Origin of the sequence: Salinibacterium sp. NG22 (assembly GCF_015864925.1) — a bacterium.
Lineage (GTDB): Bacteria > Actinomycetota > Actinomycetes > Actinomycetales > Microbacteriaceae > Rhodoglobus.
In genome coordinates, this window is sequence record NZ_JADYWG010000001.1 from 1,046,826 (window position 1) to 1,062,283 (window position 15,458).

A 15,458-nucleotide genomic window follows, 5' to 3' on the forward strand; every position below is an offset into this window, starting at 1 on the left:
ATGACGAAACGCGATTTCGATCGCTGTCCATCACAACGGATCGTCCGGCACGTACCTGCCGGTGAAGGAGAAAACTAGAACAATGGCGTCTGTAACTTTTGACAACGCAACCCGTCTCTACCCGGGATCAACGGTCCCCGCTGTAGACAAGCTGAATCTTCACGTAGAAGACGGCGAATTCCTCGTACTTGTCGGCCCATCGGGTTGCGGCAAGTCCACCAGCCTTCGCATGCTCGCCGGCCTTGAAGAGGTCAACGATGGCAGCATCCTCATCGGCGACCGCGACGTCACCGACGTTCCGCCGAAAGACCGCGACATCGCCATGGTCTTCCAGAACTACGCGCTTTACCCGCACATGACGGTTGCCGAGAACATGGGCTTCGCGCTCAAGATCGCTGGCATCAACAAGGAAGAGCGCGCCGCTCGCGTACTCGAAGCAGCGAAGCTTCTTGACCTCGAGCCCTACTTGAGCCGCAAGCCCAAGGCACTCTCGGGTGGTCAGCGTCAGCGCGTTGCCATGGGTCGCGCCATCGTTCGCCAGCCTCAGGTCTTCCTCATGGATGAGCCGCTGTCGAACTTGGACGCCAAGCTTCGCGTTCAGACTCGTACGCAGATCGCTAGCCTGCAGCGTCGCCTCGGAGTCACCACGGTTTACGTGACTCACGACCAGACCGAAGCGCTCACCATGGGTGACCGCATCGCTGTGCTCAAGGATGGCATCCTCCAGCAGGTTGGTACTCCTCGCGACCTGTACGAAGCACCGCAGAACATCTTCGTTGCTGGCTTCATCGGCAGCCCAGCCATGAACCTCTTCAGCGTTGACATTGTCGACGGTGGCTTGCAGTTCGGCGACGCTGTTGTTGCGGTTGACGCTGAGACCCTCGGCGAAACCGACGCTAAGACCGTCACCATCGGCATCCGTCCTGAAGACGTCATTGTTTCGACGACGGGCAACGGTCTTCCCGTTGATGTTGACCTGGTTGAAGAACTCGGTGCTGACGGTTACCTCTACGGCCACGCAGAAATCAAGGGTGAGCGTGTTGACATCGTTGCTCGCGTTGATGGCCGCTCGCACCCGAACGCTGGCGACAAGGTCTTCTTGACCCCTGAGCCTCACCACGTGCACGTGTTCGACACCGAGTCGGGCCTGCGCCTCACCAAGAAGCCTGTAGTCGCAAGCTAACTTCCGCTTTACGATCGAGCCCGTCGACGTCGAACCCAGTTCGGATGTTTGGCGGGCTCGTTCTATTTTCAAGGACACGTGAATGACTGGTTCTGTCAACATCACCGCCGCCACCGTCGATCCGGCCCTGCTGGATCTGCCGTGGGAGTTGCCGCTTGAGCTGTGGCCCGATGATTCCATCGCGATCCTGCCGAAGGGTATTTCGCGCCACCTCGTGCGCTTTGCCAATCTCAGCGGCTACGTCGTGGCGATCAAAGAGACCTCGAGCGAGCTCGCCAAGCGCGAGTACGAGATGCTGCGCACGCTGCAGAAACTCGACGTTCCCTGTGTTGACCCGCTCGCGATCATCACGAACCGCACGGCGGCCGATGGCGAAGAACTGAAGTCGGTTCTTGTTACCCGACACTTGCGCTTCTCACTCCCCTACCGGGCCGTGTACTCCCAGAGCCTTCGTCCAGAGACCGCTCGCCGGCTCGTCGATGCTCTGGCGGTGCTGCTGGTTCGTCTGCACATTGTCGGTTTTTTCTGGGGCGATGTTTCGCTCTCCAACACTCTTTTCCGCCGTGACGCTGGCGCGTTCGCGGCCTACCTCGTGGATGCCGAGACCGGGCAGCTGTATGACCGGCTGTCGAATGGTCAACGCGAGAACGACCTTGAAATCGGTCGCGTCAACATTGCGGGCGAACTGCTCGACCTGCAGGCCGGCGGACGACTCGAACAAGACATTGACCCCGTCGAGATCAGCAATGGCATCGTCGCCCAGTACCGCACGCTGTGGCAGGAACTCACGGGTTCCGAACGCTTCGACCAGTCAGAACGCTGGCGCATCAACCAGCGCGTTGAGCGTCTCAACGCTCTCGGCTTTGACATCGAAGAACTCGCCATCAAGACGGAAGACTCGGGCACCCGCGTGCGCATTCAGCCGAAGGTTGTGGATGCCGGACACCACTCACGTCGTCTGCTGCGGTTGACCGGTCTCGATGCTCAAGAAAACCAAGCTCGCCGCTTGCTCAATGACATGGACTCCTACCGCGCCGCGTTCGACAAGCAAGACATGGACGAAGAGATGCTTGCCCATGAGTGGGCAGCACGCGTCTTCGAACCTGTCATTCGCGCGATCCCGAAAGAGATGCGCGGCAAGCTTGAACCTGCTGAGGCATTCCACCAGCTGCTGGATCACCGTCGTCAGCTCGCGCAGGATTCCGGTCACGACATCCCGCTGGCTGAAGCGGTTGGCAGCTATGTAGAAAACGTTCTGCAGTTCCGGCGCGACGAGGCGACGATGATCAACCCGCCAACGGGCTCGTTCACGATGCCCATCTCGATACAGGGTGAGCTAGCCGCGGCGGATGACGGTGGCGATGACGAAGAGGACTGGCGCCTCAAGGTCTAGCGCCGCCTCACGCGCTACGACAAGAGCTGCTCGAGTCCGCGCCCGGTCACATGCTCAAAGACCAGATTGGTCTCGGAGTGCGCCACGGCCGGATGACCGGCCAAATAGGTGAGCACGAAGTCTCTGAGCTCTGCCGCATTGTGAGCCGCAACGTGGAGGAGATAGTCGTCTCCGCCGCCGGTGTGGAAGAAGGCCAGCACCCCAGGCCAGTGGGGAGCGGCGGTTCGGAAGGCATCCACGTCCTCGCGCACGTGCTTGACGAGCTTGATCGAGATGAGAGCTTGCACGCTCACGCCGAGCTTGGCCACATCGATATCAGCGTGAAAGCCTCGCAAATAGCCTTCATCATGCAGCCGGCGAAGACGTTGGGAGACTGTTGACTCGGAAACTCCGGCTGCGGCAGAGAGCGCCGATCCGGACATCCGAGCATTGCCGGCCAAGCTCGCTAAGATTTTTTGATCGATTGAGTCGATCGGCAAACTGGTGTTCTCTCTCACGGTCGCCTCCTGCGTCGCAGCTTATGCGAAAAACGACACAATTCGTGAAGATTCTGCAGGAGAGTTGATTAGCGTCGAAGTTTCTGCTGTTATCAAGTAATGCTGCCTCACGACATCCATCTCGAAACCCTTGCTGTTCACGCGGGAATGGAGGGCGTGCAGGAATCTGGTCAACACGTTCCCTCTATTGACCTCTCCACGACCAATCCGCTGCCCAGCGTCGAAGTGGGTGGCGACTCCTACGAGAACCTCGCCACGGGAAATCCCCTCATCGATGGCCACTCTGCGGTGTACCAGCGTTTGTGGCAGCCCGGAGTTGCTCGCTTCGAAGACAGCCTCGCGGCCCTCGAAGGCGCTGAAGCAGCCGTCGCTTACGCGAGCGGCATGGCAGCACTCTCTGCGGTGCTCATCGCTATCGCTTCCGCCGGCCGCCCGCACGTTGTGGGCGTTCGCCCGCTCTACGGCGGAACCGACCACGTGCTCGACAACGGACTGCTCGGCACGACTGTGACCTGGGCGGATGCCGACTCGATCGTCAACGCTATTCAGCCCAACACGGGCCTCGTCATCATTGAGTCGCCCGCGAACCCCACTCTCGAACTTGTCGACATCAAGAAGGTCGTCGAAGCCGCCGGCACCGTGCCCGTTCTCGTGGACAATACTTTCGCGACCCCCGTTCTGCAGCGCCCCATCGAACTCGGTGCAGCCATGGTGCTGCACAGCGCCACCAAGTACCTCGGCGGCCACGGGGATGTCATGGGCGGCGTTATCGCCACAAGCGAGGAGCACGCCAAGGCCCTGCGCAACGTTCGCGCCCTTACCGGTGGCGTTCTGCACCCGTTTGCGGCCTACCTGCTGCACCGCGGACTTCGCACACTTCCCCTGCGCGTACGCGCCCAGCAGGAGACCGCTGGGGAGCTTGCTCGTCGCCTCGACGGCCACCCCGCACTCGCTCGCGTGCTCTACCCCGGCCTTCCCGGCCAGGACCCGTCAGGCCTCATCGGCACGCAATCCGACGGTGCCGGCTCGCTCATCGCCCTTGACCTCGCCGGTGGCTACGACGCTGCAGCGAAGTTCACGGAGTCGGTAAAGCTCATCACGCACGCGGTATCGCTCGGCGGAATCGACACCCTCGTGCAGCATCCGGCATCACTCACGCACCGCCCGGTTGCGTCGGAAGCGAAGCCCGGAGCGGGAATTGTGCGCGTCTCGGTCGGGCTCGAGCACGTCGATGACCTCATGAACGACATCACGGCTGCGCTTGACGCGGTCAGCGCCAGCTAACAGCAGCCTTAAACGCAGAGAGCCGCTGTCCCCTCGGGGGCAGCGGCTCTCTGCGTTGCGGCGCAGGATCACTCCTGCGGCACGCTACTTCTTTTTGCGAGCTGCTGAACGCAGCTTCGAGATTTCGTAGAGCGTGACACTCGCGGCGATACCGGCGTTGAGCGACTCGGTCGATGCACTGATCGGGATCGAGACTATGGCGTCACAGTTTTCGGTGACGAGTCGAGAGAGACCCTTGCCTTCGCTACCAACGACGATCAGCACGGGCTCTTTCGCCAGCGGCAAGGAGGGAAGCGACACGTCGCCATCCCCATCAAGTCCGAGCACGAAGACACCGCGCTTCTTGTATTCCTTGATCATCTGCGTGAGGTTGTTAGCCATAGCAACGGGCGTGCGAGCGGCAGCACCGGCGGAGGTCTTCCACGCGGATGCCGTCATGCCGACTGAGCGACGCTGCGGAACGATGACACCCTGGCCACCAAACGCGGCAACCGAGCGCACGATGGCGCCAAGGTTGCGCGGGTCGGTGATGCCGTCGAGGGCAACGAGCAGCGGAACCTGGCCGCGTGCTTCTACCTTGTCGAGCAGTTCCATGGGATGCGCGTACTCGTACGGCGGCACCTTGAGGGCGAAGCCCTGGTGCACGGAGTCGAAACCAGCAAGGCGGTCAAGTTCTGGACGCATCACTTCGAGCACGGCAATGCCGCGCGAGGTCGCGAGCTTGAGGATCTCCTTGACGCGGTCATCGTATTCGATGCGTGCAGCCATGTAGAGAGTGTGCGCGGGGATCTTGGCGCGAAGAGCCTCGAGCACCGAGTTGCGGCCCGTGACCATCTCGGACTCGTCGGCAGACTTCGCTACCCGCGACCGGCTGGGCTGGCTCGGACGCTGGCCGCCCTCGGAGGGCTTGCCACCGTTGCGGCGAGTTCCACCGGCTGCTTCGTAGCGCTCGGCAGCAGCCTTGCGCTTGCCCGCGGGGTGGTACGGGCGGTCTTCTGCCTTAGGGGTGGGCTTGCGACCTTCGAGAGCCTGACGTCCCTGGCCTCCCGAGCCGACCTGGGGGCCCTTGCGGCCCTTGCGTACCGCTCCTGCGCGGGGTGTGTTACCTGGGTTTTTCACGAGTGTTGCTCCTGTCGGAAGCGCCGATCAGTCACGGCAAGCTCCAATGCGATCCGGTCGAGTCATCTTCTAGTGCGATGCCCGCCGCTGATAGTTCATCACGGATTCGGTCTGCGGCAGCAAAATCCTTTGCTGCGCGGGCCGTATTGCGATCCTCAATGAGCTGTTCAACCAGTACTGACAAAGCAGCAACGGCTGGCTCTGAACGCTCAGAACCCCATCGTGGATCAAGTGGGTTGATACCCAAAACCTGTGCCATAGCGATCACGTGTGACCGCGCGGTGGCAACCGCCGCAAGATCTCCGTCGTCGAGGGCAGCGTTGCCCGAACGAATCGTCTCGTGCACGACCGCGAGCGCCTGAGGCACTGCGAGGTCGTCATCCATAGCCTCGCCGAATGCCTCGGGCACCTCTGTGGTGTTCGCGACGTCGAAGCGAGTGTCTCGCAGTCGACGCGAGGCACGCTCAATGAACACCTCAAGGCGTTCAAAGGCTGCTTCCGCTTCAGCAAGTGACGTGTCAGTGTAGTCGATTGTGGAGCGGTAATGGGCCGCTCCCAATAAATAGCGCACCACGATGGGCCGAGCGGCGTCCAAAAGGTCGCGAGCGAACACCGAGTTGCCGAGTGATTTCGACATCTTTTGGCCGTTGACGTTGACCATACCGTTGTGCACCCAGTGGCGAGCGAACTCGTCGCCAGCCGCATTCGATTGAGCGAGTTCGTTCTCGTGGTGAGGGAACCGCAGATCGAGGCCGCCACCGTGGATATCGAAGGCCCCGCCCAGATACCGGCGAGACATGGCAGAGCACTCAATGTGCCATCCTGGACGCCCGTTGCCCCAAGGCGATGACCATGACGCCGACTCAGGCTCGGTCGGCTTGCTGCCCTTCCAGAGGGCAAAGTCGCGCGGGTCACGCTTGGAACGAGGGTCGGCATCGGCTGCGGCGACCATGTCGTCGAGCTTTTGGCGAGTGAGTTCACCGTAGGAGGGCCACGACTGGGTGTCGAAGTAGACGTCACCGGAGTCGTCGCTTGCGGCATAAGCATGGCCACGCTCGATAAGGGTGGCGATCAACTCGCGCATCTCACCGATGTTGCCGGTGGCGCGGGGTTCGTAGGTCGGCGGCAGAATGCCGAGCTCGTTGTAGCCCGCGGTGAACTCGAGTTCTACACGGTAGGCCAAGGCCCACCACTGTTCGGTCGAGCCTTCGGCTGCGGCATCCGCTGCTCGGGTCAAAATCTTGTCGTCGATGTCGGTGACGTTGCGCACGAGCGTGACATCGAGCCCCCGATAGGTGAGCCAACGACGCCAAATGTCGTACACGAGCGCTGAACGCAGGTGGCCGATATGCGGGGATGACTGCACGGTGGGGCCGCAGACGTAGATGCCTACCTTGCCCGGCTCACGGGGATCGAGGTCGAGAAGGCTGGCACTGCGAGTGTCATAAAGGCGAATAGTCACTAAGCAAGTTTAGCGACCAACGCTGGACGTTACACGGTCGGGTAGAGAGCACGGGGGGAAGGTGAGCACCCCCGTGCCTCTCAGCACTACTTCGTGTAGGTGTAGAAGCCTCGACCGGTGGAAATACCGAGGTAGCCCTTGTCGATGTATTCGGCCTTCATCCACTCGGCGAACCGCTTCGTGTTCTCGTCGCCGTGGGACATGATGTTGTACGGAGTCGTGAGCCCAATAACGTCAAGGATCTGGAACGGTCCCATGGGGGCGCCGGTGGCAATCCGCCACGTGTTGTCAACGTCAGCGGGCTCTGCGTAACCATCGGCCGCGAGCTCTGCCGCAGCGTTAAGGAACGGAACGAGCAAGGAGTTGAGAACGTAGCCGGCCTTCTCCTTATGGATCGGAATGGGAACCATTCCGATGGACGAAGCGAATTCGACCACTGCAGTGAAGACTGCGGGATCGGTGTCGCTCGTGCCCATGATCTCGGCAGTGTTGAACTTCCAGATCTGGTTGGCAAAGTGCAGCGCCAAGAACTTGTCAGGACGACCAGTGGAGTCCTTCATGTCGCTCGGCAACAGTGTCGACGAGTTCGTGGCGAAAATCGTGTGTTCGGGAGCGAGTTTTCCCAGCTCGGCGTACGTGGTCTTCTTGAGGTCCAAAATCTCGGGGATGGCCTCGATGACGAGGTCAGCATCCTTAACGGCGTCGGCGAGGTCGGACGAGAATCGTACGCGTCCGAGAGCTTCTTGTGCCTTGCCGTCTGCCGCGCCAGCGACGCTGTCTTCAACGTACGTTTTTGCGAGTCCGTCGAAACGAGTGCGAGCCTTCTCGAGCACCTCGTCGTTGATGTCGTATGCCACGACCTCAAATCCACTGAACGCGGTTTGGTAGGCGATCTGCGATCCGAGCACTCCAGTGCCTAGAACCGTTACACGCTGAATGTTTGTCATTGTGTTCTCTTCTCTTCGGTTTGTAACCTGATCCGATCCTCCCAATTTACTCCCGATCGCCTGAACCTTGGCTGTGCCCCAGAAGTGAGCCAGCCGGGTTTGGCCCGCACAAAATTCGGATGTTTCCTGTGGAAACTAGCGCGTTGGCCGGCACGCCTTCCACACTCCTAGCTAGCAGAACCCTGCAAATCACGCGCACGGGTGTGAAGACCGAAGTAGAATCAGTGCAAATCAGCAACGAAGCATGAGAGAGGAATGGACCGATACCCAGTCCACGCAATCAGGCCATGCTTGTGAAGGCAGCCACTCTCTATTACCTCGAGGGCAAATCACAAGCCGAAGTCGCCCAAGAGATTGGCGTCTCGCGATCGAACGTCTCGCGCGTTCTCGCTGACGCCCGCAAGAACGGCATCGTCGAGATCCGCATCAACGATCCTTTCGGTCGCGCTCAAGACCTCGAAGCCCAGCTCGTCGCCCGCTACGGACTGCGCGAGTGCCGCGTAGCCCCCAGCACCGGTGCCGACAATCAACTTTCCCGCGTTGGCGCACTCGGCGCCCAGTGGCTCATCGACAATCTGCCCCGCGATGGCGGCGTGGCACTCTCCTGGGGTTCGAGCGTTCAGGCCGTCGTCGACGAGATTCCGGATGACGCCTCCCACGAGAACATCGAAGTCTTGCCTCTCGTCGGTGGGCTTTCCATCGTCGATTCCGCTCGCGACGGCAACGTTCTCGTGCGCTTGCTCGCCACCAAACTGGGAGCGCAGCACCGCCGCCTTTACGCGCCCGCCGTCGTCGAATCCCGCGAATCCCGCGAAGCATTTCTGCGCGAGCCCTCCATCACGGGCGTTCTGAACGCATCACGGCGCGCCAAGATCGCCATTGTCGGTGTCGGTAACGTCGGTGTCGGAGCTTCCGGGGCCATCATCGAGTCGATGAACCTGAGCAAGACAGAACGCAGCGAGTTCGCGGCATCCGGAGCCGTCGGTGACTGCTGCACGCGCTTCTTCGACCGCGACGGAAAACTGGTCGAGTCTGTCGTCAATGACCGCGTTATCGCGATCGACCTTGACGAGCTCGGCAACATTCCCACCGTCGTAGGCGTTGCCGCCGGAGCACAGAAACTAGAGGGCACCCATGCTGCGCTGAAGGGTGGGCTCTTTGACGTGCTAGTTGTCGACTCGGAACTCGCGCTCGCGCTCCTCAACCAGATCTAGGCCAGGCCGGCGCAAGGCCGGCGGTTACTGGCCCGTTGAGGCCAGCAGGCCCGCGAACGCTGAGGCGAGTTCCTCGGGAGTCGTGGCGGCGCTCAGAGCCTCGTGCCAGCCATCGAGTTGGAACACGGCGATGAGTTGCGTGAGCATCTCCGTTTGCGCGTGCGGCTCGGTGACCAAAATAAGCACCGCCACTCTGGCTGCGACAGTGGAGTCGGCTCCGCCCATCTCGCCGAAGTGAACTGGCTCTGCCAGCATCGCAATCCCGAGGCCTGATTCGATGGCATGCTCGACATCCGCGTGCGGGATCGCGACAGGGATGACGGTCGGCAGCCCGGTGGGGTACGCGCTTTCGCGTTCGAGAAGTGCCACCTCATAGGTGGGATGCACGGCTCCGACGGCGAGTGCCTGGGTCGCGAAAGCCGTGAGAACTTCCGCACTCGAATTCGCCCGCAGCCCCACAAAACTGAGGTCGGCGCGGGGCACTACGGTCGCGGTCGCGCCGTCGTGGTTGGTGTCTGCCGCAGCTGCGTTGGTCGTGTCGCTCATGAACCCTCATCCTTCATTGGCGGTGGTTAAGTCTCGTGCCTGTCGGGCTCTTGGTGACTGTCATAGTCAAAACAAGAACCACTTGTACACATTTGTACATCAAACGTGCATAATTGTGTCACAACAGTCCTTCGCGAATACATTGGAGTATCGAAATTGGCCTCAAAACGCATCCTCGTGATCTGCGGCACCGGAGTAGCAACATCCACCGTGGTTGCAACCAAGATTAAGGATTTCTGCGCCTCCAAGGGCCTCGACGCCACAATCTCGCAAGGCAAAGTAACCGACACTCTGCGCGGCGACCTCGCTGCAGACTTCATCGTCGCCACTACCCAAGTGCCCGACTCGGTCGGAATCCCCGTTATCGCCGGACTCCCGTTCCTTACCGGAATGGGCCTCGACAAGGTGTATGCCGAAATCGAGAAGCAGTTCGCCTAATTCACCCCTACGTCGTGCACCGCAGTTAACCATTGCGGTGCATTACAGCGCGCTCTAGCGCACCCACACCACTCACTTCAGACAGAGAAATGGACGTTCAACGTTGAACATCATTGAAGATATTCTGACGAATATCACCAGCTATCTCACGGCACTCGGTGCCGCGGTCACCCTGCCGATCCTCATCACCATCTTCGGCATGATTCTTGGCCAAAAGTTTAGCCAAGCCCTCCGCGCCGGTGTCCTCATCGGTATCGGCTTCATCGGAATCAACCTCGTCATCGGTCTCATGGCCGGCACCGTTGGTCCCGCCGCGCAGGCTCTCGCCGTGAACCTCGGCGTGAACCTCACCGTTCTCGACGTTGGCTGGCCCGCGAGCGCCGCCATCGCCTTCGGATCAACCATCGGGGCGGTGATTATCCCTGTCGGCATCCTCGTCAACATGCTGCTGCTGTGGTCAGGCCTTACCCGCACGTTCAACATTGACCTCTGGAACTTCTGGCACTTCGCCCTCGTCGGCGCTCTCGTCGGTGCCGTCACCGACAACTTCTGGATCGGTATCGCCGCCGCCGCCGTGCACATGGTGATCGTTCTGGCCCTCGCCGACCTCTCTGCGCCGCTGATTCAGAAGTACTTCAACTTCCCCGACATCTCGTTCCCGCACGGCACCAGCGCGCCGTACATTCTGTTCGCGATCCCCTTCAACTGGATCTTCGACCGCATCCCCGGCTTCCGCAACCTGAAGGCCGACCCGCAGTCCATCGAGAAGCGTTTCGGTGTCTTCGGCGAATCGATGATCCTCGGTCTCGTGCTCGGAATCATCATCGGGCTCGCTGGCTTCGGCTTCGACGACCCGCGTGAAGACTCGATCGCTATTCTCGTTCTCGCGATCAGCCTCGCTGCCGTTCTGCTGCTACTGCCGCGCATGGTGTCGATCCTGATGGAAGGCCTCATCCCCGTCTCCGACTCCGCTCGCGAGTTCGTGCAGAAGCGTTTCCCCGGCCGCAAGTTCTACATCGGTCTCGACACCGCGATCGCAGTAGGACAGCCCGCTGTGCTCGCCACGTCGCTCGTGCTCGTGCCGGTTACCGTGTTGATCGCTATTGCGCTTGCTCCCCTGGGCAACCAGGTGCTGCCGCTCGTCGACCTTGCGACCCTGCCGTTCATCGTGGCCATGATGGTTCCGATCTTCCGCGGCAACATCGTGCGCTCCGTCATCGGTGGCGCCATCGTTATTGCGATCGGTCTGTTCATCGCCACCGCAACGGCACCACAGTTCACGGCCATCGCCGAAGCGTCCGGCTTCAGCGACAACCAGGGATCACAGCTCATCTCGTCGCTCGTCGACGGAGCTAACCCTCTGACCGGTCTGTTCTTCGGAGTAGCAAACCTCGGCGGCTGGACCATCGCGGTCCTCGCCGTTCTCTCCCTCGGATTCGCCTACTGGGTGAGCCGCCTCGAAAAGAAGCGCGACATCGTTCGTGCTCAGGTCGAAGCGGATGCTGTTGCAGCATCCGACGAAGAAGCAGCCAAGGCCTAACCGGCCTGGCTTCGCCGCCGAAAGCCCCGCTCCCCCAGGAAGGAGCGGGGCTTTTGTGCGCGCACTAGACGGCACTGAAGGAGAATCGCCCACCGGCGAACGGCGCTTAACGCACAGAAGGCCCGCACCATGCTGGTGCGGGCCTTCTGCAGTGCGAGTTATTCGACGGTGGCGAGCAGCTCTGCGAGCTGGTCGAGAACGCTGTCAGCGCCCTCATCGTCCGAAGCGATCGTGACGGTTTCCCCCTGAGCAACGCCGAGCGAGATCACCGCGAGGATGCTGGCTGCGTTGACAGCCTTCTCACCCTTAGCGACGGTGATCTTGAAACCGCTCTTGCTGACGGCCTGCGTGAACAGTGCAGCGGGGCGGGCATGAAGTCCGGACGGCGAAACGATTGTGGCTGTGCGTTCTGACATGGTGTACCTATTTCGAAACGTGGTGGACAGCGCCCGTACGGAGCGCTGGGGTGGAACCCGCGAGCGGGTTGCGGCTCTAGAGCAAACGCTCCGGGGTCGCGACGAGGTTAGTGATGGTCGCGAGCATGCGCGCGGCATCCGCACCGTCAGCTACACGGTGATCGACGGTGAGGCCGATCGTGCAGCTCAAACGAACACCGAAGGTTCCATCAGCGAACACGCGCATGCGTGGCTTGACGGCCCCCGACGACAGAGCCGTCGACTGCGGTGGTGTCAGTAGTGCGTTGAACGATTCCACGCCGAATCCACCCAGGTTCGAGAATACGCTTGTTCCGCCGCCGAGGCGCGCTGGCGGCAGTGTGCCGTTACGCGTCTCGTCTACGACGGTGGCGATTTCGGCTACCAGTTCAGCGAGCGTTCCCTCGTGCGAGTTCGTCAGCACCGGCGCGATGAGCCCCGATGGTGAGTCAATCGCGAGCGCGATTCCGATGTGCTCGTTGGCAGCAACTCCCCCATCAGTCCAGGTGCCATTGAGCGCAGCGTTCTCGGCCAGAGCGATTGCTTGAGCCCGCACAAAGAGTGCGGTCCAGCTTGCGCCGCCGAGCGTGGTTTTGCGCACGGCAGCCAAAGCTGACAAATCGAGATCAACGTAGGCAGTGAACTGCGGAACGAGAGCGGATGCCGACATCACCTTGGCAACTTGCTTGCGGGTGCGCAGACGGCGAGCTTCTACCGGGTCCACCGCGGGAGCGGGGGCTGCGGCAGCAGCGGGCGCGGCGGCCACAGCCGGAGCCGCAGTCGGAGCCGCTGGGGTCGGGACGGCAGCGGGAGCGACGGGCGCTGCGGCGGTCGGAACGACCGCAGGGGCAACGGGAGCAGCTGGCGCGACCGGCGCCGCAACTGGCGCAGCGGGTGCTGCGGTAGCCGCTTCGACATCCGCGACTCGCACGGTGTTATCTGGGCCAGTCGGCGTCACGGTAGCGAGGTCGATGCCTGCGGTCTCTGCTGCACTGCGGGCGGCCGGAACGGCAGGGATCCAGCCGGTAGCGATCGGCGCAGGCGCAGCAACGGGCAGCGCCGCGTCAGCCGCGACCGCAGCCGGAGCCTCAACAACGGGCTCATCGAAGAGTCCGCCGAGCAGGTCATCAGCTTCGGTTGTGATGAACGCGATCGTGTCGCCTACCGCGTAGACGTCATCGGGCTGCGCAATGATGCGAGCGAGCACACCATCAAATGGCGACTCCACTTCCATGTCGACCTTGTCGGTCGCGACCTCACAGATCGGTTCCCCGGATCGAACCGAGTCACCTTCCTGCTTGAGCCACGCGACCATCGTGCCCTCTTCCATGGTCATGGACATTTTGGGCATTGTCAGTGGCAGCTCAGACATGTCACCACTTCCGAACGAGATCAGTGGCTGCCGCGACGATATCTTCAACCTGAGGAACCGAAGCACGTTCGAGCTTGGGTGCGTACGGGATGGGAATGTCGAGGCCAGCAAGACGCTTGATCGGCGCACGAAGGTAGCCGAAGGCATCCGACTCGGAGATGATCGCAGATACTTCGGACATGAAGCCGAGTGTACGCACAGCCTCTTGAACGAGCAGGACACGACCGGTGGCCTTGACGGTGCGCAGGATGGTGTCGCTGTCGAGCGGCTTGAGTGTGCGCGGGTCGACCACGGTTGCTTCGATACCGTCGGCGGCGAGAATCTCGGCAGCCTCGAGCGCGCGGCTCACCTCGACACCGGTGGCGATGATCGTGAGATCCTTGCCCTCGCGAGGAACAGCAGCGACACCGAGCGGAGTGCGGATGTCTCCCGTGCGCACCTCTCCCGAGGTCTTGTAGAGCAGCTTGTGCTCGATAACCATGACCGGGTTGGGGTCGTCGATGGCCGACAGCAGCAGGCCCTTGGCGTCATCCGCCGTGGCTGGCATGACAACTTTGAGTCCAGGAATGTGCACGAACCACGCTTCGAGGCTCTGCGAGTGCTGCGCGGCAGCACCCGTTCCCGAACCGCCGGGAGCGCGAATAACCATCGGCACGCTCACCGCGCCGCCGAGCATGAAGTGGATCTTCGCTGCCTGGTTCGCGATCTGGTCCATGGCCTGAGCTGTGAAGTCAGAGAACTGGATCTCCACGATCGGGCGCATGCCCGTCATCGCTGCACCGACACCGGCACCCATGATGCCGAGCTCGCTGATGGTGGTGTCGCGGATGCGGTCGGGGCCGATCTCGTTGATCAGCTCGCCGGTCACTCCGAAGGCGCCACCGTAGGTTCCGACGTCTTCACCCATGATGAAGACGGCGGGGTCCTTAGCCATGGCGATGCGCATAGCGTCGCGAATGGCCTCAGAGTAGGTCATTGTCACTGTCTCGGCCGTTGCGGGGGCCGCTGCGGGCTGGGCCGCGGTCGTCTCAATAGTCATCGTTGTTACCTTGCGTAGACGGCGGAAAGAAGATCGTCAGCAGTGGCGTCCGGCGCAGCGTTGGCGCGCTGAACGGCACTGCGCAGCTCGGTGCGCACGTTGTCGCGCACAGCGTCGATGTCAGCCTGCGTGAGGCCACCGGCGGCGAGAGCCAGAGCTTCGAAGTGCGGGATCGGGTCCTTGCCGCGCCACTCATCGATCTCGTCGCGCGTGCGGTACAGGTTCTTATCTGACTTCGAGTGTCCGCGCCAGCGGTACGTCTTCGCTTCGATGAAGGTCGGTCCGCCGCCGGCACGCGCGCGGTCAACCGCTTCCTTCGTGGCATCGTAGACAGCCTGAACATCGTTACCGTCGACGGTGACTCCGGGGATGCCGTAGCCCTTTGCGCGGTCAGAAAGCTGGTCGAGATTGAAGGCCTTCTCCGACGACATCGACATTCCGTAGAGGTTGTTTTCGCACAGGAACACCACGGGAAGCTGCCACATGGCCGCGAGCACAACACCCTCGTGCCAGGCACCTTCACCCATCGCACCGTCACCGTGGAAGCTCACAGCAACCTGCTTGGTGCCGCGCATCTTGGCCGACAGCGCTGCGCCGGTCGCGATCGGGATTCCACCGGCAACGATGCCGTTAGCGCCGAGGTTTCCGGTTTCGGTATCCGCAATGTGCATCGAGCCGCCACGTCCGCGGCAGTAGCCGGTTTCCTTGGCGAGGAGTTCGGCCATCATGCGCTCCATGTCGGCGCCCTTGGCGATGCAGTGACCGTGGCCACGGTGCGTCGAGGTGATGTAGTCGTCCTTGTTGAGGGCGAGGCACGCACCGGTCGGCACGGCCTCTTGACCGATCGAGAGGTGCATGGTGCCGTGCATGAGGCCACGACCGTAGAGGTCTTCCACTGCTTCTTCAAAGCGGCGGATCTTCCACATGGTGGCGAGGCTGGCTGCCGCGAGTTCGCGGTCCGCAACGATCTGCGTGTTCATAGAGGTCACC

The 15,458-nt window shown here is 61.7% G+C and carries 15 protein-coding genes; 6 read left to right on the plus strand and 9 right to left on the minus strand.

Features of this window, described 5'->3' with window-relative positions:
• Positions 1-82 precede the first annotated feature (82 nt).
• On the plus strand, positions 83-1,183 hold the full coding sequence (locus I6E81_RS05135) for an ABC transporter ATP-binding protein (protein ID WP_197106291.1): 1,101 nt from the start codon (positions 83-85) through the stop codon (positions 1,181-1,183).
• Between the two features lie 82 nt (positions 1,184-1,265).
• Entirely contained in the window at positions 1,266-2,576 is a 1,311-nt protein-coding gene (locus I6E81_RS05140) for a DUF4032 domain-containing protein (protein WP_197106292.1), read from the plus strand.
• Positions 2,577-2,590: 14 nt separating this feature from the next.
• Here the strand turns inward: I6E81_RS05140 and I6E81_RS05145 are convergent, their stop codons facing one another.
• Positions 2,591-3,073: an Lrp/AsnC family transcriptional regulator gene (locus I6E81_RS05145; protein WP_197106293.1), complete on the minus strand. Its 483-nt coding sequence runs from the start codon at positions 3,071-3,073 to the stop codon at positions 2,591-2,593.
• A 99-nt stretch (positions 3,074-3,172) separates the two neighbouring features.
• Between I6E81_RS05145 and I6E81_RS05150 the strand changes: the two genes are divergently transcribed.
• A complete protein-coding gene (locus I6E81_RS05150; RefSeq protein ID WP_197106294.1) occupies positions 3,173-4,357 on the plus strand; it encodes a PLP-dependent aspartate aminotransferase family protein in 1,185 nt (394 codons plus the stop codon).
• Between the two features lie 84 nt (positions 4,358-4,441).
• On the opposite strand, the gene rlmB is transcribed toward I6E81_RS05150, so the two are convergent.
• The 3 genes from rlmB to I6E81_RS05165 all read right to left on the minus strand — a co-directional run bounded on the left by rlmB (position 4,442) and on the right by I6E81_RS05165 (position 7,885).
• The gene (rlmB, locus tag I6E81_RS05155) at positions 4,442-5,476 is read right to left on the minus strand and encodes a 23S rRNA (guanosine(2251)-2'-O)-methyltransferase RlmB (protein WP_197106295.1); all 1,035 of its coding nucleotides are present in this window, start codon (positions 5,474-5,476) and stop codon (positions 4,442-4,444) included.
• Positions 5,477-5,507: 31 nt separating this feature from the next.
• Positions 5,508-6,938 (minus strand): cysteine--tRNA ligase, encoded by a 1,431-nt coding sequence (cysS, locus tag I6E81_RS05160; protein ID WP_197106296.1) that lies wholly within the window; start codon positions 6,936-6,938, stop codon positions 5,508-5,510.
• A gap of 86 nt (positions 6,939-7,024) precedes the next feature.
• Complete coding sequence (locus I6E81_RS05165; RefSeq protein ID WP_197106297.1) at positions 7,025-7,885, minus strand: 3-hydroxyacyl-CoA dehydrogenase; 861 nt, start codon at positions 7,883-7,885, stop codon at positions 7,025-7,027.
• 287 nt (positions 7,886-8,172) lie between these two features.
• Here I6E81_RS05165 and I6E81_RS05170 point away from each other — a divergent pair, with 287 nt between their 5' ends.
• A complete protein-coding gene (locus I6E81_RS05170) occupies positions 8,173-9,099 on the plus strand; it encodes a sugar-binding transcriptional regulator (protein ID WP_197106298.1) in 927 nt (308 codons plus the stop codon).
• A gap of 24 nt (positions 9,100-9,123) precedes the next feature.
• Here I6E81_RS05170 and I6E81_RS05175 read toward each other — a convergent pair whose 3' ends face one another.
• Positions 9,124-9,645, minus strand: a complete 522-nt coding sequence (locus I6E81_RS05175) for a PTS sugar transporter subunit IIA (RefSeq protein ID WP_197106299.1) — start codon at positions 9,643-9,645, stop codon at positions 9,124-9,126.
• Positions 9,646-9,801: 156 nt separating this feature from the next.
• Between I6E81_RS05175 and I6E81_RS05180 the strand changes: the two genes are divergently transcribed.
• Together I6E81_RS05180 and I6E81_RS05185 are read left to right on the plus strand one after the other, a co-directional pair.
• Positions 9,802-10,083, plus strand: coding sequence for a PTS sugar transporter subunit IIB (locus tag I6E81_RS05180; protein WP_197106300.1), 282 nt, complete (start codon positions 9,802-9,804; stop codon positions 10,081-10,083).
• 103 nt (positions 10,084-10,186) lie between these two features.
• Positions 10,187-11,623, plus strand: coding sequence for a PTS galactitol transporter subunit IIC (locus I6E81_RS05185; protein ID WP_197106301.1), 1,437 nt, complete (start codon positions 10,187-10,189; stop codon positions 11,621-11,623).
• A 158-nt stretch (positions 11,624-11,781) separates the two neighbouring features.
• Here I6E81_RS05185 and I6E81_RS05190 read toward each other — a convergent pair whose 3' ends face one another.
• The 4 genes from I6E81_RS05190 to I6E81_RS05205 all read right to left on the minus strand — a co-directional run bounded on the left by I6E81_RS05190 (position 11,782) and on the right by I6E81_RS05205 (position 15,448).
• On the minus strand, positions 11,782-12,039 hold the full coding sequence (locus tag I6E81_RS05190) for an HPr family phosphocarrier protein (RefSeq protein WP_197106302.1): 258 nt from the start codon (positions 12,037-12,039) through the stop codon (positions 11,782-11,784).
• 76 nt (positions 12,040-12,115) lie between these two features.
• A complete protein-coding gene (locus tag I6E81_RS05195) occupies positions 12,116-13,429 on the minus strand; it encodes a dihydrolipoamide acetyltransferase family protein (protein ID WP_306790139.1) in 1,314 nt (437 codons plus the stop codon).
• A gap of 1 nt (position 13,430) precedes the next feature.
• Positions 13,431-14,468: an alpha-ketoacid dehydrogenase subunit beta gene (locus I6E81_RS05200; RefSeq protein ID WP_231599651.1), complete on the minus strand. Its 1,038-nt coding sequence runs from the start codon at positions 14,466-14,468 to the stop codon at positions 13,431-13,433.
• A gap of 5 nt (positions 14,469-14,473) precedes the next feature.
• On the minus strand, positions 14,474-15,448 hold the full coding sequence (locus I6E81_RS05205) for a thiamine pyrophosphate-dependent dehydrogenase E1 component subunit alpha (protein ID WP_197106304.1): 975 nt from the start codon (positions 15,446-15,448) through the stop codon (positions 14,474-14,476).
• Positions 15,449-15,458: the final 10 nt, after the last annotated feature.